Below are 19,424 nucleotides of genomic sequence, written 5' to 3' on the forward strand. Positions count from 1 at the left end.
CGCCTCGTACGGCCGGTCTCGTACGGCCGGCAGAGCTGCCGCGCCCCACGACGGCAACGCGCCGCCCCTGCGACCTTACGAGACGGCCGGAGCCCGGCGCAGAGGGCCTGCCGCTGTCAGCACACCGGCCAGCAGTAGGACCGCGAGCGCGCCGACGACCAGGGGGGAGAGGGCGGCCGGCTGTCCTTCGGGCCGGGTCGCGCCCATGTAGTCGAGCATCGTCAGGCCGTTGAAGACGCTGTACCAGAGGGGCAGGTACAGGGCCTGGAAGAGCCGGTGGGTACGGGAGAGCGAACCCAGCGCCAAGGCGAGCGACGGGATGAACAGCGCTCCGCCTGCCCAGGCGGCCACGCCGTGCCAGTCCGCTGCCGCCGCCAGCCGCAGCAGCGGTACGAGCCCGGTGACCGCCGTGAGGGCGAAGCCCGCGGACCATTCGGCCAGCGCGCGGCGGCGGGCTGCCGGGTAGCTGCCCAGCAGTGCCTGGACGCCGTGTTCGTGGCGCTGGGTGCCGAGCCGGGACCAGATCAGTACGGGCCAGACCCAGGCCAGCGGGAGGACCACCCGGGCCGCACCGGAGGTGGGCACGCACAGGCCCGCCAGGGAGATCACGACGGCGCCGGTCCACCACCACCAGGCGACGCCCTGGAGGAGGATGCGCAGTTCGCCCAGGAGGAGGCGGTGGGTGACTGATGAGGGTGCCCGTGTCTGTGTCCCCAGGGCATGGGGCGCCGTTGGAATCTGGGGTGTCCCTGAAGCCAGGGGTGTCCCTGAAGCCAGGGGGGTTCCCGAAGCCGAGGGCGTACCCGAAGCCGCGGGCGTCCCCGAAACCAGCGGTACTACCGAAGCCAGGGGTGTCCCCGAGGCCGGGGGCGTCCCTGGGATCTGCTCCAGGGGCACCCCCGGCCTCCTACGGCCTGCCTTCGGGCCGCGCGCTCCCCCGCGCGCCGGATCGAAGCGGCCGAACCAGAGGGCGGGCAGCAGTGCCAGGACGGCCGACGCGAGGACGACCGCCGCCCGGCTCAGCACGAATTCCTGCCCCGGCGTGAAGCCGTGCCAGACGAACGTGCGCAGCGGCTGCTCCAGATAGGTGAACCCGAGGCTGAACTCGCCGGTGATCCTGCCGTGCTGCGCGGCCAGGTCCTGCCCCATCGAGGCGACCGCGCCGTGCACTCCCAAGCCGCCCAGCGGGGCGTCCGGCCGCTGGCCGCCCAGGACCAGCACCATCCACACGAAGAACCACACGATGTTCCCCACGCCGCCACGCAGCACCGGAACCGACTCGAACAGCAGCGCCGCCGCCGCGGTCACGGCCATCAGCGGCACCGCGACCAGCACGAACGGCATGAGCAGGGCCACCGGATCGACGCTGTAGGACTCACCGCGCGCCAGCTGCATCACCAGCGCCGTCACCGCCAGCACGCCCAGCATCGAGACGAGGACCAGCACGTTGCTCAGCATCTTGGCCGCGAAATAGCCGGTGGTCCGCAGCGGAGTGGCCGCGAGCAGCCGCCCCACGCCCGAGCGTTCGTCCCTGGCCAGCGCGTTGCGTACGACGTAGAACCCGGCCAGCGGCAACCACAGCGCCGCGGCGAGGGCGGTCGCGACGCCGACGTACGCGCTGTTGTACGTACCCCGGAAGTCACCTATCTGGAGGATGACCCAGTGCGCGTCGGGCTGCGGTACGGCGAGGTATCCCAGGCCGACGGCCGCCAGCAGCGTCACGGCGTACGCGGGCCGGCGCACCCGGTCGCGGAAGTCGCCCAACGCGAGGGCGCCGAGGGCGCGCAGGGTTCGTAGGGGGCGGAGCACGGGCGAGGCCGGAGGGCCGGGCGCCACGGGCTCGGTGCCGGCTCCCGTGCCCATGCCGTTGGCGGTGCCGATGGCGGTGCTCGTGCCGCTGTCGGTGCTCATCGGGAGCCTCCCGCGCCGACCGCCGCGAGGTAGGCGTCCTCCAGATCGGGCGTCCGCTGCGTCGCCCCTTCGTACGGCCGGGTCGGCGCCAGCAGCCGTACCCGTACTCCTTCGGGTGTACGGACCATCCTGGTGACGGCGTGGCGCGCCTGCACCACCGGCACGTCCCGGGTGCCGACCAGCACCTCCCACACCTGCCCCGCGACCTCACCGAGCAGTTGTTCCGGAGTGCCGCGCCGCAGCAGCCGGCCGCCCGCGACGACGGCGATGTCCCCGGCGACCGATTCGATGTCGGAGACGATGTGGGTGGAGAGCAGCACCACGCGGTCCATGGCCAGTTCGGCGAGCAAGTTGCGCAGGCGGGCCCGTTCCTCGGGGTCGAGCCCCGCGGTCGGCTCGTCCACGATGATCACCTTCGGGTCCGCGAGCAGGGCCTGCGCGATGCCGACCCGGCGCAGCATGCCGCCCGAATACGTACCCAGCGGGCGTCTGCCCGCCTCGGTCAGGTTGAGCAGTTCCAGCAGCTCACCGATGCGGGTGCGGGCCCGGCCCGCGGGTACGCCCTTGGCCGCGGCGAGGTAGGCGAGGAACTCGCGGGCCGACAGGTTCGGATAGACGCCGAAGTCCTGCGGGAGGTAGCCGAGGGCGGCGCGCAGCGGCTCCGGCCGCCGTACCGCGTCCTCCCCCTCGTAGCGGAGCTGTCCGGCGGTGGGCCGGGTGAGGGTGGCGGCGATGCGCATCAGGGAGGACTTGCCGGCGCCGTTGGGCCCGAGCAGCCCCAGCAGCCCCGGCCCCATCCGGAGGGTCAGCCCGTCCACGGCCTGTTTGCCGCCCCGGTAGACCTTGCTGACGCCGAGGAGTTCGAGACAGGTCATGTTCGGGGGTGGTCCTTGGTGTGGGGGTGGTCTGTGGTGTCGAGGTGGTCTGTGGTGACGGCCCGGTTCCGGTCTTGCCGGGTTCGGGCCTGCTGGTTCCGGGCCTGCTGGTTCCGGTCTTGCCCGTTCCGGCCCTGGGGCTGCTTCTGTTCGCCGTCCTGGCCCCGGAGGTCCGTCTTCGCCCCGTCGCGCAGTACGGCCACGCCGCGCGGCACCTCGACCTCGAAGCGCGCGTCGCAGATCGCCAGGCCGCGGCATCCGGCCTGCAGGTCGAGGGTGTCCCCCTTGAGCTCCCACCGCAGCGTCTTCTTGCCGCTCTTCGCGTCGAACCAGCGGGTGACCTTGATGTCCTTGCGGTCGGTGGCGACCAGGTCCGCCGGGATCTCGTGGGACTTCACGTTCAGCGTCCGCCCCTCGAAGGGGAACGTCTTCACGGCGGGTTCGGCGGACTTGGCGTCCACGGAGCAGCCGGTCATGCCGATGGCCGCGAGGGGAACGACGGCGCAGACCAGCGCCATGCGCGCGACGGTCGTACGCGTGCTGCTCGTGCTCGTACCTGGGCTGCCGCTACTTGAATTCACCGGAATCGATCCTCCGAGGTGCTGGTTGGGGGCACTGTTCGAGGATCGGCGGCCACGGGCCGGGGCACATCTGCCGTTCGGCAGATATTGCGCACCGGAGGGAGCGAAGGGGCTGGGGAGGCGCAGGGACCGGGTACGGAGGCGGGAGTTGAGCTCAGGCTGCCGGAAGTTCGGCGTGCACCCGCCAGCCCGCCCCGTGCCGCCCGTACGACAGGGTGCCGCCGAGTGCCTCGACGCGCGCGGTGAGAGCGGCGAGACCCGTGCCGCCGCCGTGCCGGGGCAGGCCCAGCGGCCCGGCCGGACGCCCGCCACCGTCGTCGGTCACGGTCGCCGACACCGTGGGCGCGCCACCGGCCGGGCCCCGTGCGACCTCCACCGCCACCAGGCCCGCACCGGCCGCGTGCCGACGGATGTTGGTCAGCGCTTCGAGCACCACCCGGTGGACGGCGTCCTCGGTGGCCCGCGGAAGGGTGTCCGTCAGACTGTCGTCCAGGGCGAGTGACACCCGTACGCCGCCGTCGCCCGAACTGCCGGGATCGTCGGGACCGGGACCGTCAGGACCGGGATCGTCAGGACCGGGATCGTCAGGACCGGGACCCCCGCCCTGCTCACCTTCCACGCACATACGTCCGCCCCCGGTCGCGGCGAACCGTTCGACCATCTCGGCCAGATCCGCGAGCCCGTGGACGCGGGTCGACGGCAGCTCGCCCCCGTCCGTGGCACCGAGGTACCCGTTCGCTTGCCCGCTCGTGTGACCGTTCACGTCGGCTGCCCGTTCGGCCGCCCCTGCGGAGGCGGTCGCATGGCCCTCCGGGTCGCGCAGGGTCCGTACCGTACGGTCCATCGAGTCCAGGGCGCGCAGCCCCGCGTCCTCCAGCCGCACCAGCAGCTCCGCCGTCTGCTCCCGGTCGTACGCGGCGACGCGCGCGGCCTGCACCTCCAGCACGATGCCGGTGATCTCGTGGGCGACGAAGTCGTGCAGGTCGCCGGCGACTTCGAGGCGCTGGTCGCGGCGCGCCTGCGCCACGGCGCGCACACGGCGGTCCTCCTGTGCCCGCAGGTACAGGGCGAGGCCGGCCGGGAGCACCGCGACGAACAGCGCCAGCGCGCTGAGCAGGAGGACGGCCGAGCCCTGCGTGGGCGGTTCGCTGTACAGGAACCGCACCGGCAGCAGGATGAACGCGGCCGACGCCAGAACCCCGCCCACCGCGGCCTGCCGCGCCGGCGCCCGGCGGATCTGCCGCCCGGCCAGGACGAGGAGCGCCGGGGCCTCGGCGAGCTCCCACAGGGCCGCGTAGCCCTTCGAGCCCCGGTAGGCGAGGTCGACGGCCAGGGACAGCACGGCGGCCGTGGTCACGGCGGTGGTGAGGCTGATCCGGCCCCACGGCCAGCGCATCGGCGCGGCGAACACGGCCACGGCGGCGGGCAGCGCCGCGACGAAGGCGTCGGACAGCGTCCCGCCCCTGACGAGCGGCAGCGGCAGCAGCAGGAACAGCGCCCCGGTGGCACTCCACGCCACCCTCCGCCCCCTCAGCATCCTTGACACCTCTGGCACTCCTGGCACTCCCAGCCCCTTTGACAACCTCGAACCCCTTCGGACCAGCCCCGCACCGCCGCCCGTGTCCCTGCGCCCTTCAGCATTGGCGCCCTCCAGCATTGGCGCCCTTCACCGTTGGTGCTCATCACCACTAACGCCCATCACCACTAACGCCCATCACCACTGGCGCCCCTCACCACTGGCGCCCCTCACCACTGGCGCCCCTACCACTCGCGCCCATCACCATTGCGGACGCTCCCGCTCCGCGTACCCCATCTCCCAGGCGTGCACCGCGATGCCGACCCGGTTCCGTACGCCCAGCTTGCGCTGGATGCTGGCGACGTGGGTCTTGACCGTGCCCGGCGAGATGAACAGTTCGCGGGCGATGTCGGCGTTGGTGCGGCCCGCGGCGACCTGCCCCGCGATCTCGGTCTCGCGCTCGGTCAGCGCTTCCAGGGCGCGCGGTGCGGCGGGACGCGCGCCGGTGACGTGCTTGAGCAGCCGGACCGTGATCGAGGGGCTGATCAGACTGTCCCCGGCGACCGCGGCACGCACCGCCTCGACGAGCAGCGTCGGGCCTGAACGTTTCAGCAGGAACCCGCAGGCGCCGTACCGCAGCGCGGGATACACGTACTCGTCGAGGTCGAAGGTGGTCACGACGACGACCCTGACCTTGGGCAGCGCCTCGGGCAGCGCCTCGGCGTCGGCGCCCGTGGACCCGCCGCCCGCGAGCTTGCGGGTGACCTCCAGGCCGTCCATGCGCGGCATACGGATATCGACGAGCGCCACATCGGGCCGCAGGGCGCGGGCCGCCTCCAGCGCCGCCACTCCGTCGGCCGCCTCGCCCACGACCTCGATGTCCGGCTGGCTCTCCAGTATCCGCCGCAGCCCCCGGCGGACCATCTCCTGATCATCCGCGATCAGCACCCGAATCGTCACGAGTGGTCATCTTGTCATGATGGCGACGAGGGCGGGCGATGGGCGCCGGGTGCTCACAGCAGCGGCCGCCCCGGCGCGACCAGCTCAGACAATGACCCCGTCGAAGCCGTAAGCGGAGGCGATCCGCGGGTAGTTCCTCAGCGGGACGTCCCAGGCGAAGACCTCCATCCGGTGGCCGTGCACGCCGCGCAGCCGGTGAACGGCGGCCACGTACTGCGCGTTCACCTTGGACAGCTGGGGGTTGATCTGGTCGACGTAGCGGGCGTACGACGGCAGCGTGTTCAGCGGCGGGTTGCCCAGGAGGCCCGTACGCACGTCGGGCACCAGGCCGTGCACCGTCCGTACGCTGCTCGCGCTGAAGCTCTGCACGACCAGCCGGCGCCGCACGTGTCCCCGGTCCATCCAGCCGGCGCCGGCCAGTTCCTTGACGATGCGCGCCTCGATCCCCGGATACAGCTGCGGGTTCTTGATCTCCAGCAGCAGCCGCAGGTCGTTGTCCTCCATGCGCCGCAGGAACTCCGCGAGCGTCGGCACGCGTTCATGTGCGAAGCGCTTGCCGAACCAGCTGCCGGCGTCCAGCCGGGCGATCTCGGCGGCCGTGAAGTCGCGTACCCGCCAAGGGGCGCGCTGGGGGAACACGCGCCGGACGTCGGTGGTCCGCGTCAGCGTGGCGTCGTGCATCACCACGAGCTTGCCGTCCCGGGTCACCTGCACGTCGTTCTCTACCCACTTGAAGCCCTGGCGGTCCGCCGCGTCCACCGCGGCGAGGGTGTTCTCCGGCGCCACCTGCGAGGCGCCGCGGTGCGCGACGACGGTCGGGCCGGTGAGCCAGGGGAACCGTACGGTGTTGGCCAGAGGGGCCGTCACCTGACGCACACCGGTCGAACTGGCATTCGCGCTGCCCGTACAGACGGGCGCCAGGGCCGTGAACAGCAGCGCGCATCCGGTGGCCGCCGCGACACGGAACGTTCTCTGGTTCATCGAGGGGCCTCCCGGGGCACGCCAACCGCAGACAGCAACAACTGCGACAGCCTTGCCCCGATATGCCCTTAAGCATTCAAGAATGCCGCCATGCGGGGCGCGCACGCCGGGGAGCGTACGCCCCGGCGCGTCGCGGTGAGCGCACGTCCCTCACTCCCCCGCGGCAACCACCAGCCGATACCTCCCCACACCCGCAGCACTCGCACCACCAGCACCGCTCTCATCTCCTGCCCCATCCGAACCCGCTCCCCCGTCCCGGCGCACCACCCCGCCGGTCGACCCCGCGAAGTGGCTGCCGAGCACGAGCGCACCGCTCCGCGCCACCTCGTCGAACAGCCACCGGCGCGTCCGCACGGCTTCCTCCGGATCGATGTCGACGCTGCTGCACAGCTCCGGATGTGCCAGCTGTACGGGATGGTGCACGCAGTCCCCGGTGATGACGGCCGACTCGCCCCGGCTGCGCAGGGCGACCGCGCTCTGGCCGGGAGTGTGGCCGGGCGTCGGGACGAGGGTGAGCCCCGGGAGGATCTCGGTGCCGGGCGCGGCGACGTCGACCAGGTCCAGCAGGCCGTGCTCCCGTACGGGCTCGACCGAGTCGCGGAACATCTGACGGCGGCTCTCCTCCATCTCGACGCCGGACCAGTAGGCGTACTCGGTGCGGGAGGTGAGATAGCGGGCGTTCGGGAAGGTCGGCCGCCAACTGCCGTCGGGGGCGAGGCGGGTGTTCCAGCCGACGTGGTCCGCGTGGAGGTGCGTGAGGATCACGTAGTCGATCCGCTCCGGCGGGAAGCCCGCGGCGGCGAGCCGGTCGAGGTAGGGCGTGTCGAGCTGGTGCCAGGCGGGGTTGGCGCGGTTCTTGCCGTTGCCGATCCCGGTGTCGACCAGCACGCGCAGGCCGTCGATCTCCAGCGCGAAGGTGTGCACGGCAGCGCGCAGGGTGCCGTCGGGGCGCGCGAACGACGGCGTGAGCCAGGGCACTTCGGAGACGAGATCCGGCGTCGCCTCCGGGAGCAGCCAGGCGCCGGTCTCGGGCGGCAGCGCGACTTCGTCGATGCGGTGGACGACGATGTCGCCGACGTTCCAGGAGGCTTCGGAGCGGGTGGACATGAGGACCTCCGTAGGAGTGGGGGAACGGGTGCGGGGCAGGCGGGGCCGGACGGAGGAGGCGGGCACCGGGAACCCGACGCCCCGGAGGGGAGCCCGGCGGCCGGAGAGCGCAGCCCCCCTCCCACCAAAAGCTAACTATTTGCGTTTGCCGAGCCTAGCCCTCTACGCTCGCCAAACGCAAAGTTTTCGCTTTAGCGCGTTCCGCAAGGGCGTCCGCCGCCGCGGTCCGCCCCGCCCCACCCCGTACGGAGGCCCCATGCCCGAGCCCATGACCGAGCCGACGACCGAATCGGCGACCGAGCCCGGGTCCGCCCCCGCCCCCGCGCTCCCTCCGCCGGCCCCCCTCTCCCCCGAAACCCTCGCCCACCTGGCGCGACGAGCCGGGCTGCCGCTCCCCTCCGACCGCCTGGCCGGTGTCACGGCCACCGTGAACGCCATCGACGCGGTCGTCGGCGCGCTGCGTCACGTCCCCCTGGGCGAGATCCCGCCCGCCCCCTCCTTCACCGCCGCCCCCTCCCGGAAGTCCTCATGACCCACCTCTCCCCCGAGCCCCACCACCTCCCCCTCACCGAAGCCGCCCGCCTCATCGCGGACCGCTCCCTGACCCCCGTCGAACTCACCCGCTCCGTCCTCGACCGGATCGCCGCCGTGGACCAGAAGGCCGGTGCCTACGTCACGGTGACCGGCGAGGCGGCGCTCCGTTCCGCCGCCGAGGCCGAACGGGAGATCGCCGCCGGGCGCCGTCGCGGCCCGCTGCACGGCGTCCCCGTGGCGCTGAAGGATCTGATCGACGTCACCGGCGTACCGACCACGGCCAGCTCCCGGGTACGGGCCGACCACGTGCCGGACGCGGACGCCACCGTGACGGAGCGGCTGCGCGCGGCCGGCGCGGTGCTGATCGGCAAGACCCACACCCACGAGTTCGCGTACGGCCTGACCACGCCGCAGACCCGTAACGCCTGGTCGCCCGAGCACGTGGCCGGCGGCTCCAGCGGCGGTTCCGCGGCGGCCGTCGCCGCCGGCACGGCCACCTTCGCCCTCGGTACGGACACCGGCGGTTCGATCCGCGTACCCGCCGCACTCAACCACGTCGTCGGCCTGAAGCCGACGTACGGCCTGGTCCTCCGGCACGGCGTGACGTCCCTGTCCTGGTCCCTGGACCACGTCGGCCCGCTCACCCGTACGGTCGGCGACGCGGCCCTGGTCCTCCAGGCGATCGCCGGTCACGACCCGCGCGACCCGGCTTCCCTCGCCCACCCCCGCGAGGACTACGCCCGCGCCCTCGGCAAGCCGGTGGCCGGCCTGCGCATCGGCGTGCCCACGAACTACTACTTCGACCGCGTGCAGCCCCAGGTGGCGGCCGCGGTCCGCGCCGCGGTCGACGCGCTCACCGCACTCGGCGCCACCGCCGTGCCCGTACACATCCCCATGACGGAGTACGTCCACGCCGCCCAATGGGGCCATATGGTCCCCGAGGCCACGGCGTACCACCAGGACACACTGCGGGCCGCCCCCGACCTGTACTCCGAAGACGTACGCATCCTCCTCGAAGCCGGCGAATTCTTCCCCGCGACCGACTACATCCGCGCACAGCGCACCCGCACCCTCATGCACCGGGCGTGGCTGTCCTTGTACGACGGAACCGACGCCGACGCCGACTCCGACTACGACTACGGCTCCGACTACGGCTCCGACGCGGCCTCCGCGACCGGTTCGGCCCATGGCATCGACGTGATCGCCGCCCCGACCGTCCCCGCCACCGCCGCCCACCGCGGCCAGTCGGTCTTCACCTGGCCCGACGGCTCCACCGAGCCGGTCTCCGACGCCTACGTACGCCTCTCCGCCCCCGCCAACCTCACCGGTTTCCCGGCCCTCTCGCTCCCCGTCGGCCTCGACGACCAGGGACTCCCCATAGGCATGCAGCTGATCGGCCGCCCCCTCGGCGAATCGACCCTCCTGCAACTCGCCCACGCCTACGAGACCACCCACACCCCCACCCCAAAACTGGCCCCTCTATAACCCACGCACCCCACCCCACCCCGCCCCCTAGCCCCTACTCCTCCCTCTCCTCTCCCTCCTACCCCTCCGCCAACAACCCCTCCACCAACCCCCGCGCGTACTCCACCCCGCCCTGCGAACCGGGCGAGGCCCCGGCTCCCGTCAGCACACCCGGCAACGCCCCCGGCCGGAACAGAATCCGGTACATCATCGGCGCCACGATCCGATCCATGGCCACTTCCAGTTCCGGCACCGCTTCCCCCCGCCCGGCCGCCCGCTCCAGCACGATCCGCAACTGCTCGGCCGCGTACTCGGAACACTGCCCGGCGTTGCTGCCGTCCGGGTCGCCCGCCAGCGCATCCCGGATGTACGCCCGCCCGGGCGGCGAGGCCATCTCGTCGAAGAACTGCTCGGCCCAGGCCCCGAGATCGGCACGCAGCGACCCGAGATCCGCCGGCGGCGCCTCGGGCCGCAGCCGCTCCACCGCCACATCGGACAGCAACTCCTGGAGGTCGCCCCACCGCCGGTACACGGTCGACGGCGTCACCCCGGCCCGCGCCGCGACCAGCGGCACCGTCAGCCCGTCCCGCCCGCTCTCGGCAACCAGCTCCCGCACGGCCCGGTGCACCGACTCCTGCACCCGCGCACTACGCCCCCCGGGCCGGGCAGCCTTCCCGCCCCCCTTGGCCACAGCCCCAGAACCGGAATCATCCCTCACAGTGCCACTCACTCCTTCACCTTAACGCGAAATATTTGCGTTGCTCTCGGCAACAGCCACAGCCTGGCGGGACCGGGCGGCAAGGGGGTGATCGTCGTGGGCGTGGCCTTCGGCTCGTGGACACGGCCGAAGCCACCAACGCGTACGTCCAAGGGGTCTGGAAGCGGCCCGTTCCCGCATCGAGAAGGCCGCCGACTTCACGGCTACCACTTCAAGGAGATCGCGAACCCGAAGAAACTGGCCAAGAAAGTATTCGACAACATCAAACAGCTGGATGAGTCCGGGGCGGATTTCAAAACCTTCGTGATCGACACCAAAGGAACGTTGGCGGACCACGAGGCCCTACGGGCTCATCAACGTCTCACCGAGGTGTACGGGAACACCCACATCCAGTTCATCGTTCGGGTCGAGGACGGGATTCTGATCATCCCGCCCGACGGTAGGTTCGCGCCGGAAGGAACACTGTGATCGCGAGTACGCCTGTCGCTCGTTGGACCTGGGGACGGGACGGGCAAGCCGAGGACGAGATCGCGGCGTGCCTCCGTGAACTGCTGACCGCCTGCGCCGTCCTGCGGGACCATCGGCTGCTGATCGATGTTCCAGCGGTGTCCGTGACCGTCCATGAAGCAGGGGCGCCGAACGCCTTCCTGTTCCAGGGAACTCTTGAGTTCGATGCCACATGGTCCGACCCTGCGCAGCGGTTGACCGAAGCGGTCAGGGGAGGACTACGACCGGGGAAGATCGGTTCCGTGTACGCCGACGCCAAGAGCACCGGGACCCTCGTCGACGGTAATGAAGAGTTCCGTGAAGACCGGCTGTTCCGAGTAGGGGCTTCGATGCTTCTCGGCTACGTGGGTGTCGACCTGGTGACGCACTCCGATGCATGGCTGCCGTACGACCTCAAGGGCCGCGGCCAGCCCGCCGTCCACGCGGCAAACGCGCCGCGGCTTTCTGCCGCTCTCCGTGACCTGTCGGAAGCACTCGACTCGGAGACCGAACCGGACGATCCCACGCACTTCGGCAAGCCAACCGAAACAGGAATTGAAAATTACTTCGACGAGGACGGCGCCGCGTCCGATGTTTGGTCCGGTTTCGAGATTCCTCGCCGTTACAACGACTTCAGACACGCACCCGGATTCGGCCACACCGGCTACAAGCGTTCAGTGGACGGCACGGTTCAATACGTCCCCGTCCAAGACAAGAACGGAGTACTCGGCTACCTCTGGGCCTCCGATGCGGAGAACGGCGCGAGCTTCGAACCTCGGGATCTCGATAGCGATGAGAAGTACAAAGCTGCGCTCGCGTGGCTGAAGAGGCTGAACTCTGCATACAGCAGGGGCTTGTCCCCCTCACAGGCGCTCGCAGAATTGACCGGCCTCGACGAAAGCGGCAAGGCCGGCGTGATCGAGCTGGACAGGCTGCGAGAGCTCGCAAGCGAGGGCTGACCCCGGCGCGGGAGCCCGAAGCCACTGCATGAAAAAGCCCAGGTCACACAAGGTGTGACCTGGGCTTCATCGGAGCCGCCTAAGGGAATCGAACCCTTGACCTACGCATTACGAGTGCGTCGCTCTGGCCGACTGAGCTAAGGCGGCGTGGTGCGGTGCCCAGTCTACACATCGGTGGGGGGTGGTCCGAACCGGGTTCGGGGTGGTCAGGTGCAGTGCTTGTCGTGGGGTGGGGGTGTGGATTCGAGGAGGTAGGTGTTGATGGTGGTGTCGACGCAGTCGCTGCCGCGGCCGTAGGCGGTGTGGCCGTCGCCCTCGTAGGTGAGGAGGGTGGCGGAGGAGAGCTGGGAGGCGAGGGAGCGGGCCCAGGGGTACGGGGTGGCCGGGTCGCGGGTGGTGCCGACGACGAGGATCGGGGCGGCGCCCTCGGCGGTGATGCGGTGGGGGGCGCCGGTGGGCTTGGTGGGCCAGTACGCGCAGTTCAGGGCGGCCCAGGCGAAGCTCTCGCCGAAGACCGGGGAGGCCTTGCGGAAGGCGGGCAGGGCGGCGCGGACCTCGTCGGGGCCGGAGAAGGAGCCGGGGAGGTCGAGACAGTTCACGGCGGGGTTGGCGAACATCTGGTTGGCGTACGTGCCGTCCGGGTCGCGTTCGTAGTAGGAGTCGGAGAGGGCGAGCAGGCCGCGGCCGTCGCCCTTCTGGACCTCGGCGAGGTACTCGCGCAGGACGGGCCAGGCGCCCTCGTCGTACATGGCCGCCGTCACACCGCTCGTGGCGAGGGATTCGGTGAGGGTGCGGGGGCTGCCGGTCGGGGCGGGATGGGCGTCGAGCTTCTTGAAGAGGGCGCCGAGGCGGCGGCCGGCTTCTTCGGGGCCGCCGTTGCCCAGGGGGCAGCCCCGCTTCTTCGCACAGTCCGCGGCGAACGCGGTGAAGGCGGTGTTGAAGCCGGCCGTCTGGTCGCGGTTCGTCGTGCGGGCGGGCAGTGAGGGGTCCATGGCACCGTCGAGGACGAGCCGGCCGACGCGGGAGGGGAAGAGGCCGGCGTACGTCGCGCCGAGGAACGTCCCGTAGGAGGCGCCTACGTAGGTGAGCTTGTCGTCGCCGAGGACGGCGCGCAGGACGTCCATGTCGCGGGCCGATTCGGCGGTCGAGACGTGACCGAGGCGGGCGCCGGAACGGGTCCGGCAGCCCTGCGCGAAGCTGCGCATGGCGCTGGTGAGACGGTCGGCCTCGGCGTCCGAGTCGGGGGTCTGGTCGACGCGGGTGTAGTCGTCCATCTGGGCGTTGGACAGGCAGGTGACCGGTTCGCTGCGGGCCACGCCGCGCGGGTCCATGGCCACCATGTCGTAGCGGGCCCGGACGGCTTCGGGCTCCGGCGCGTACTGCTGGAGGTAGTCGATCGCCGAGCCGCCGGGGCCACCCGGGTTGACCATGAGGGAGCCGAGGCGGCTGCCCGGGCCGGTGGCCTTCTTCCGGGAGACGGCCAGCTTCAGGTCGTTGGCCGCGTCGGGCTTCGCGTAGTCGAGAGGGGCCTTCAGCGTCGTGCACTCGAAGCCGACGATGCCGCAGTCGCGCCAGGTCAGTTGCTGGTTGTAGTACGGGCGGAGGGTGGCCGGTACGGCGGTGGGCAGCGGCTTGAGGGTGGCGGTCGCCGCGTCGCGGCCGGCGCCGCCGGGGCCCGTACGGCCGTTCGTCGGCTGCCCGGAAGCCGCGGCCCCGGACGAGGAACTCCCCGCGGAGCAGCCGGAGACGAGCAGGGCGGTGGCCGTCAGGACGGCACCGGCGGTGCGGAGCAGGCGGCTGGTGGCCATGGGCGGTCCCTCGGTCCCTGAGGCGTCGAATGGTCGCATCGCCGAGTCGTCGCTGGCGGCGGTGAACGGAGCGTATCCGGGTCGGGACGTTCCGTGGGGGCGCGAGCGCTCGTATGGGTGAGGGGGGAGGAGAGGGGAGAAACACGGCTGAAGGTCGCGCGGCCAGACGTACCGCTGCGGTTACGGTCCTGGGCGCCGCCCTTGCCCCCTCACCCCTTGCGCAGCGCCGCCGTCATCGCCTCCACCGCCAGGAGAGGGGCCACGTTGCGGTCGAGGGCCTGGCGGCAGGCGATGACCGCTTCGATCCGGCGCAGCGTGCGCTCCGGGGACGAGGAGGAGGCGATGCGCCGGACGCTGTCGCGGACCTCGTCGTTGGCGAGGGGGACGGTGGCGTTCAGCTGGACGGCGAGGACGTCGCGGTAGAAGCCGGTGAGGTCGGTCAGGGCGAGGTCGAGGCTGTCGCGCTGGGTGCGGGTGGAGCGGCGCTTCTGCTTGTCCTGGAGCTCCTTCATGGCGCCGGCCGTGCCGCGTGGCAGACGGCCGCCGGTGCCCGCGGCGGCGCCGAGGGCCGCGCGCAGTTCCTCCGTCTCCTTGGCGTCGACGTCCTCCGCGACCTGCTTGGCGTCCTCCGTCGCGGCGTCGATCAGCTCCTGGGCGCCCTTGAGGCAGCCGCCGATGTCGTCGACGCGCAGGGGCAGTTTGAGTACGGCGTTGCGGCGGGCGCGGGCCCGCTCGTCGGTGGCCAGGCGGCGGGCACGGCCGATGTGTCCCTGGGTGGCGCGGGCGGCCGCCGCGGCGGCCTCCGGGTCGATGCCGTCCCGGCGGACGAGGACGTCGGCGACGGCGGCGACCGGCGGCGTGCGCAGGGTCACGTGGCGGCAGCGGGAGCGGATCGTGGGCAGGACGTCCTCGATGGAGGGGGCGCACAGCAGCCAGACCGTACGGGGCGCGGGCTCCTCTACGGCCTTGAGGAGCACGTTGCCCGCGCCTTCGGTGAGGCGGTCGGCGTCCTCCAGGACGATGACCTGCCAACGGCCGCCGGACGGGGACATGGAGGAGCGGCGGACCAGGTCGCGGGTCTCCTTCACGCCGATCGAGAGCAGGTCCGTACGGACGATCTCGACGTCGGCGTGGGTGCCCACCAGGCTCGTGTGGCAGCCGTCGCAGAAGCCGCAGCCGGGGGCCCCGCCAAGCGCGCGGTCCGGGCTGACGCACTGGAGGGCGGCGGCGAAGGCGCGCGCGGCGGTGGACCGGCCGGAGCCGGGCGGGCCGGTGAACAGCCAGGCGTGCGTCATCTTGGACGCGCCGGACTGCGCTATCGGGTCCGCGCCGCCGACGGCCGCGCCCTCGGCGGTGACCAACGCGTCCGCGTCGCGTGCGGCAGCGGCAAGCTGCTCCGTCAGGCGTTCCTGCCCGACCACGTCGTCCCACACAGCCATCTCGCTGCCCGCCGTTCCTGTCCGTCCTGCCCGTGCCGTCTCGCTGCGCCCCGCGCTCGTTCCATTGTGGGGCCTCCCACTGACAGCCGAGGGAGAGGGAGGAGGGGTGGGGTGGGGTGGGGTGGGGAGGGGAGGGGTGAGGACGGGTGAGGACGGGTGAGGAGAGGGGTGGGGTCGGTGGGTGGAGTGGGGTGGGTGGGGAGGAGGGGAGGAACTACGGAGGCCCAGGGGTCGAGGCGCGCCCGTAGCGCGGCTGTGGGCGGGCCCATGGAGCTGTGGGCGCGCCCGTACGGCGCAAATGTGGCGGGCCCCGGCTGCCGCGTGCCTTCCGCTGCAGCCGGGGCCCGCCCCGGTCACCTCACCGGCGGTCCCCCACGGGCCCCACCGGTCCGCCGCCTCAGCCCCGACGGCCCCGGCGGCTTCGCCCCTGCTGCTCCTCGTCGTCCTCGTCGCGCGGGCCGAGGAGTTCGTCGGCCAGCGTCGGGAGGTCGTCGAGGGGGGTCTCCTCCGCCCACTCCGAGCGGCGGCGCGGCGTGGGCCCGACCGGTTCGCCGGTGGCCGGGTCGATCTGCGGCAGCTCCCTCGTACGCTCCACGCCGGAGTCGGCGCGCTGGTCCGTACGGCCGTCACGCGCGCCGGACCGGGCGTCCCGGCCCGCGCCCGTGCCCTCCTCCTTGCGGAACACCCACGCCGGTACGCGGTCCGCCGGGTCGTCCCCGCGCCGCGCCTGCTCGTGCTGCTGCCAGTCCGGGGCCGCCTCGGGCCGTACGGGCGGCAGGACCGCGGTCTCGTCGGAGGCGCCCGGAACGTCCCGGTGCTGCGGCAGGACGGTGGTCTCCTCCGCGTCCGGGGAGGTCGACGGCTCCTTACGGGCGTGCCGCTCCAGGCCCGCCATCGGCGTTTCCGTAGTAGGCGCCTCGGCGGCCTCCGCCGCCCGCGCGGCCTCCTCCTCGGCCTTGCGCGCGGCCTCCGCCTCCGCCTCGGCCCTGGCTTCCGCCTCGGCCTTGGCCTTGGCCTCCGCTTCGGCCGCGGCGGCCAGCCGTGCCTGCTCGGCGCGCATCAGTGCTTCTTCGGCCTTGCGCTGCTTCTCCAGGCGGCGTTCCTCGGCTTCTGCGCGCAGCCGTGCCTCTTCCTCGGCGCGCTTGCGCAGCCGCTCCTGCTCCTCCTGCCGCGCGCGCTCCTCGGCCTCCCGCCGGCGGCGCTCCTCCTCGGCCGCCTTACGGGCTTCTTCGGCGCGCTGCCGCGCCTCCTCCGCCTGGCGGGCGGCCTCGCGGGCCTTGGCCTCCTCGATCTCGCGGCGCTTGCGCTCCTCCTCCTCGGCGCGCAGCTTGGCGATCTGCTCCTGCCGTTCGCGCTCCTTGCGCTCCTCCTCGGCCTTGCGCTGCGCTTCTTCCTCGGCCTTGCGCCGGGCTTCCTCCTCGGCCGCCTTGCGGGCCTCCTCCTGGGCCTTGATCTCGGCCTCGGAGAGCGGCAGCACCTGGTCGAGGCGGTGCCGTGCGACGGTGGTGACGGCCTCCGGCTCCTGTCCCGCGTCCACGACGAGGTAGCGCGCCGGGTCGGCGGCGGCCAGCGTCAGGAAGCCGGAGCGCACGCGCTGGTGGAACTCGGCGGGCTCGGACTCCATCCGGTCCGGGGCCTCGGTGAAGCGCTCGCGGGCGGTCTCCGGGGAGACGTCGAGGAGCACGGTCAGGTGCGGTACGAGGCCGTCGGTGGCCCAGCGGGAGATGCGGGCGATCTCGGTGGGGGCGAGATTGCGGCCCGCGCCCTGGTAGGCGACGGACGAGTCGATGTAGCGGTCGGTGATGACGACGGCGCCGCGCTCCAGGGCGGGGCGGATCACGCTGTTGACGTGCTCGGCGCGGTCGGCGGCGAACATCAGTGCCTCGGCGCGGTCCGACAGGCCCGAGGTGGACACGTCCAGGATGATCGAGCGCAGGCGCTTGCCGATGGCGGTGGCGCCGGGCTCGCGGGTCACCACGACCTCGTGGCCCTTGCCGCGGATCCACTCCGCCAGCGCCTCGACCTGCGTCGACTTGCCGGCCCCGTCGCCGCCCTCCAGGGCGATGAAGAAGCCGGTGGGGGCCGGTGCCTGGTCGGTGTCGCCGCCGCGCAGGGCCTCGCGCAGGTCGCGCCCGAGGGGGATGCCCTGGCGGTCGTCGACCTTGCCGAGCACCCAGGCGGCGACCGGCAGCAGCAGCGCGCCGACCAGCATCAGCGTGAAGGCCGCGCCGCCGTGCGAGAACACGTTCTTGTCGCCCGCGAGGTGGTGCGGGCCGATGGCGCCGGCGAGCAGCGGCGCGATGATGACGGCCAGCGCGACGACGAGGCGTACGACCGCGTGCAGGTGCTCGGTCGTACGGGCGGCGCGGGGCTCCTCGGTCTCCTGGTCGAGCAGCGTGTGCCCGGTGTTGGCCGCGACGCCGGCCGCCACTCCGGCGAGCAGCATCAGGAGTACGACGGTCGTGGTGTCCGGGACCAGCCCGGCCGCCAGCAGGGCCAGGCCCGTGACGGCGACGGCCAGGGCCAGCAGGCGGCGGCGGGACAGCGCGGGCAGCACCTTCCGCGCGCCGCGGATGCCCGCGACCGGGCCGGCGCTCAGACCCAGGACCAGCAGCCCGAAGGCGACCGGTCCGCCGCCGAGGTCACCGGCGTGCAGGACCGCGACGGAGACGGCCGCGGCGATCGCGCCGGCCACCGCCGCGCAGGCCAGGACCAGCAGCGGTACGGCGTTGGTGCGGCCCCGGTCGACGCCCGTGCCGGACTTGGGGCGGCGCAGGCCCTCCAGGGGGGAGCGGGGGCGCGGCGTCTGCGTACCGGGGAGTTCGAGGAAGTACAGGATCGAGATGGAGGCGGCGAAGAGGCCGGAGGCCACGTACGAGGCCAGGGCGGCCTGGTGGTCGGCGAACCAGCCGATGCCGTTGGCGAGCAGCTTGCTGAGCAGCGCGACGACGATCAGGCCGGCGGCGGCCAGCGGAAGTGACACGAAAGCGGTACGCAGCGACAGGCGGCGCAGCGCGTCCAGGTTGTCCGGCAGCGGGCGGACGGCGGTGCCCTCGGCGGCGGAGTCGCCCCGGTCGGGCGCGGCGGCGTGCGGCGGGGGCGCGGGCAGCAGTCCGGGCGACGCGCTCTCCCGCGCGACGGTCCAGAAGCGCTCGGCCACACCGCCGACGAAGACCGTCGCCAGCAGCCAGATCAGCGCACTGCCGGGCGTCCAGTCGATCCACAGCGGGGCCACGACCAGCAGCGCCAGCCGCACCCCGTCCGCGCCGATCATGGTCCAGCGGCGGTCCAGCGGGCCCGTCGGCGCGGTCAGCGCGGACAGCGGGCCCAGCAGCACCGCCCCGAAGAGCAGGGTGGCCAGCATCCGGGCCGCGAACACGGCGGCGACGGCCAGGGCCGCGCCCCGATAGCCGCCGCCGAAGGCCGCCTGGCCGCCGAAGGGTACGTACAGCGCCGCTTGCAGCGTCAGCAGTACGAGCACCAGCAGGGCCAGGGCATCGCCGATCGCCCCGACGAACTGTGCGCTCCACAACCGCTTCAGTGGGGGGAAGCGGAGCAGGGCTCGCACGGCGCGCTCGCGGGAGTCCGCGACGAGGGCGCCGGATGTGGGGGTCACGACCGTAGAGGGCTCGGCACGCGTCATTCCGCCAGCCTATCGGCCGGATATGACAGGTCCAGCGTGCACCCGAACACACGGGCGGACGGGTCCGGGACATGCCGTCCGGACCGGCCGGGGCCCACGGCGCCCGGCTGATCCGAAGGACACGCCCCGGCCGGCTCACGAGGAGCGCGCCGGCCGGCCGTGCCGCGTCAGCCCTGCCAGTCCTCCAGCAGTACGTCGTCGAAGACCTCGATCACCACGACGACGAGCAGGCCGTGCGCGACGGCGTACTCGATGAGGAGTCCCGGCGCCACCTGGGCCTTGCGGTCGTCCTCGTGCGTACCGACATGCGCCGTGGCCTTGTGGTACGGGTCGAGGGCCAGCTTGGCCAGCCCGCGTTCGAGCATGTCCCGCCGCTCGGCGGCCATGGCGTCCGCCGTCACCTTCGCCTCGACGGTGTAGGTGATGCGGTACGCCATCGTGC

At 72.6% G+C, this 19,424-nt stretch carries 16 protein-coding genes and 1 tRNA gene; 4 read left to right on the top strand and 13 right to left on the bottom strand.

What is annotated here, in order from left to right; genetic code table 11:
• Positions 1-75: 75 nt before the first annotated feature.
• The 7 genes from ACFV57_RS09595 to ACFV57_RS09625 form a co-directional block, all read right to left on the bottom strand.
• A complete protein-coding gene (locus ACFV57_RS09595; protein ID WP_385227833.1) occupies positions 76-1,911 on the bottom strand; it encodes a hypothetical protein in 1,836 nt (611 codons plus the stop codon).
• The gene (locus ACFV57_RS09600; RefSeq protein ID WP_385227835.1) at positions 1,908-2,786 is read right to left on the bottom strand and encodes an ATP-binding cassette domain-containing protein; all 879 of its coding nucleotides are present in this window, start codon (positions 2,784-2,786) and stop codon (positions 1,908-1,910) included. Before ACFV57_RS09600 ends, ACFV57_RS09595 begins: the two co-directional genes overlap by 4 nt.
• The gene (locus ACFV57_RS09605) at positions 2,783-3,304 is read right to left on the bottom strand and encodes a hypothetical protein (RefSeq protein WP_385227838.1); all 522 of its coding nucleotides are present in this window, start codon (positions 3,302-3,304) and stop codon (positions 2,783-2,785) included. Before ACFV57_RS09605 ends, ACFV57_RS09600 begins: the two co-directional genes overlap by 4 nt.
• Positions 3,305-3,521: 217 nt before the next feature.
• Complete coding sequence (locus ACFV57_RS09610; RefSeq protein ID WP_385227839.1) at positions 3,522-4,886, bottom strand: sensor histidine kinase; 1,365 nt, start codon at positions 4,884-4,886, stop codon at positions 3,522-3,524.
• Positions 4,887-5,144: 258 nt separating this feature from the next.
• A complete protein-coding gene (locus ACFV57_RS09615) occupies positions 5,145-5,843 on the bottom strand; it encodes a response regulator (RefSeq protein WP_385227842.1) in 699 nt (232 codons plus the stop codon).
• An 84-nt stretch (positions 5,844-5,927) separates the two neighbouring features.
• On the bottom strand, positions 5,928-6,824 hold the full coding sequence (locus ACFV57_RS09620) for a glycerophosphodiester phosphodiesterase (protein ID WP_385227845.1): 897 nt from the start codon (positions 6,822-6,824) through the stop codon (positions 5,928-5,930).
• 150 nt (positions 6,825-6,974) lie between these two features.
• Entirely contained in the window at positions 6,975-7,931 is a 957-nt protein-coding gene (locus ACFV57_RS09625) for an MBL fold metallo-hydrolase (RefSeq protein ID WP_385227848.1), read from the bottom strand.
• A gap of 256 nt (positions 7,932-8,187) precedes the next feature.
• Here ACFV57_RS09625 and ACFV57_RS09630 point away from each other — a divergent pair, with 256 nt between their 5' ends.
• The gene (locus ACFV57_RS09630) at positions 8,188-8,463 is read left to right on the top strand and encodes a hypothetical protein (protein ID WP_385227851.1); all 276 of its coding nucleotides are present in this window, start codon (positions 8,188-8,190) and stop codon (positions 8,461-8,463) included.
• Positions 8,460-9,950, top strand: coding sequence for an amidase (locus ACFV57_RS09635; protein ID WP_385227854.1), 1,491 nt, complete (start codon positions 8,460-8,462; stop codon positions 9,948-9,950). The genes ACFV57_RS09630 and ACFV57_RS09635 overlap by 4 nt, the downstream gene beginning before the upstream one ends.
• Before the next feature lie 58 nt (positions 9,951-10,008).
• Here the strand turns inward: ACFV57_RS09635 and ACFV57_RS09640 are convergent, their stop codons facing one another.
• Positions 10,009-10,569: a TetR/AcrR family transcriptional regulator gene (locus tag ACFV57_RS09640; RefSeq protein WP_385227856.1), complete on the bottom strand. Its 561-nt coding sequence runs from the start codon at positions 10,567-10,569 to the stop codon at positions 10,009-10,011.
• 174 nt (positions 10,570-10,743) lie between these two features.
• On the opposite strand from ACFV57_RS09640, the gene ACFV57_RS09645 reads away from it, so the two are divergent.
• Entirely contained in the window at positions 10,744-11,115 is a 372-nt protein-coding gene (locus ACFV57_RS09645; protein ID WP_385227859.1) for a hypothetical protein, read from the top strand.
• Positions 11,112-12,092, top strand: a complete 981-nt coding sequence (locus ACFV57_RS09650; protein ID WP_385227862.1) for a hypothetical protein — start codon at positions 11,112-11,114, stop codon at positions 12,090-12,092. The genes ACFV57_RS09645 and ACFV57_RS09650 overlap by 4 nt, the downstream gene beginning before the upstream one ends.
• 73 nt (positions 12,093-12,165) lie before the next feature.
• Here ACFV57_RS09650 and ACFV57_RS09655 read toward each other — a convergent pair.
• The 5 genes from ACFV57_RS09655 to ACFV57_RS09675 form a co-directional block, all read right to left on the bottom strand.
• Positions 12,166-12,239 (bottom strand) — tRNA-Thr (locus ACFV57_RS09655).
• 59 nt (positions 12,240-12,298) lie between these two features.
• Positions 12,299-13,900, bottom strand: coding sequence for an alpha/beta hydrolase (locus tag ACFV57_RS09660; RefSeq protein WP_385227865.1), 1,602 nt, complete (start codon positions 13,898-13,900; stop codon positions 12,299-12,301).
• Between the two features lie 209 nt (positions 13,901-14,109).
• Positions 14,110-15,339, bottom strand: coding sequence for a DNA polymerase III subunit delta' (locus ACFV57_RS09665; protein WP_385227868.1), 1,230 nt, complete (start codon positions 15,337-15,339; stop codon positions 14,110-14,112).
• A gap of 397 nt (positions 15,340-15,736) precedes the next feature.
• Complete coding sequence (tmk, locus tag ACFV57_RS09670) at positions 15,737-18,982, bottom strand: dTMP kinase (RefSeq protein ID WP_385227871.1); 3,246 nt, start codon at positions 18,980-18,982, stop codon at positions 15,737-15,739.
• 167 nt (positions 18,983-19,149) lie between these two features.
• The gene (locus ACFV57_RS09675) at positions 19,150-19,419 is read right to left on the bottom strand and encodes a hypothetical protein (RefSeq protein WP_385227873.1); all 270 of its coding nucleotides are present in this window, start codon (positions 19,417-19,419) and stop codon (positions 19,150-19,152) included.
• Between the last annotated feature and the right edge of the window lie 5 nt (positions 19,420-19,424).

It is taken from the genome of Streptomyces sp. NPDC059788 (assembly GCF_042732265.1).
GTDB lineage: Bacteria > Actinomycetota > Actinomycetes > Streptomycetales > Streptomycetaceae > Streptomyces.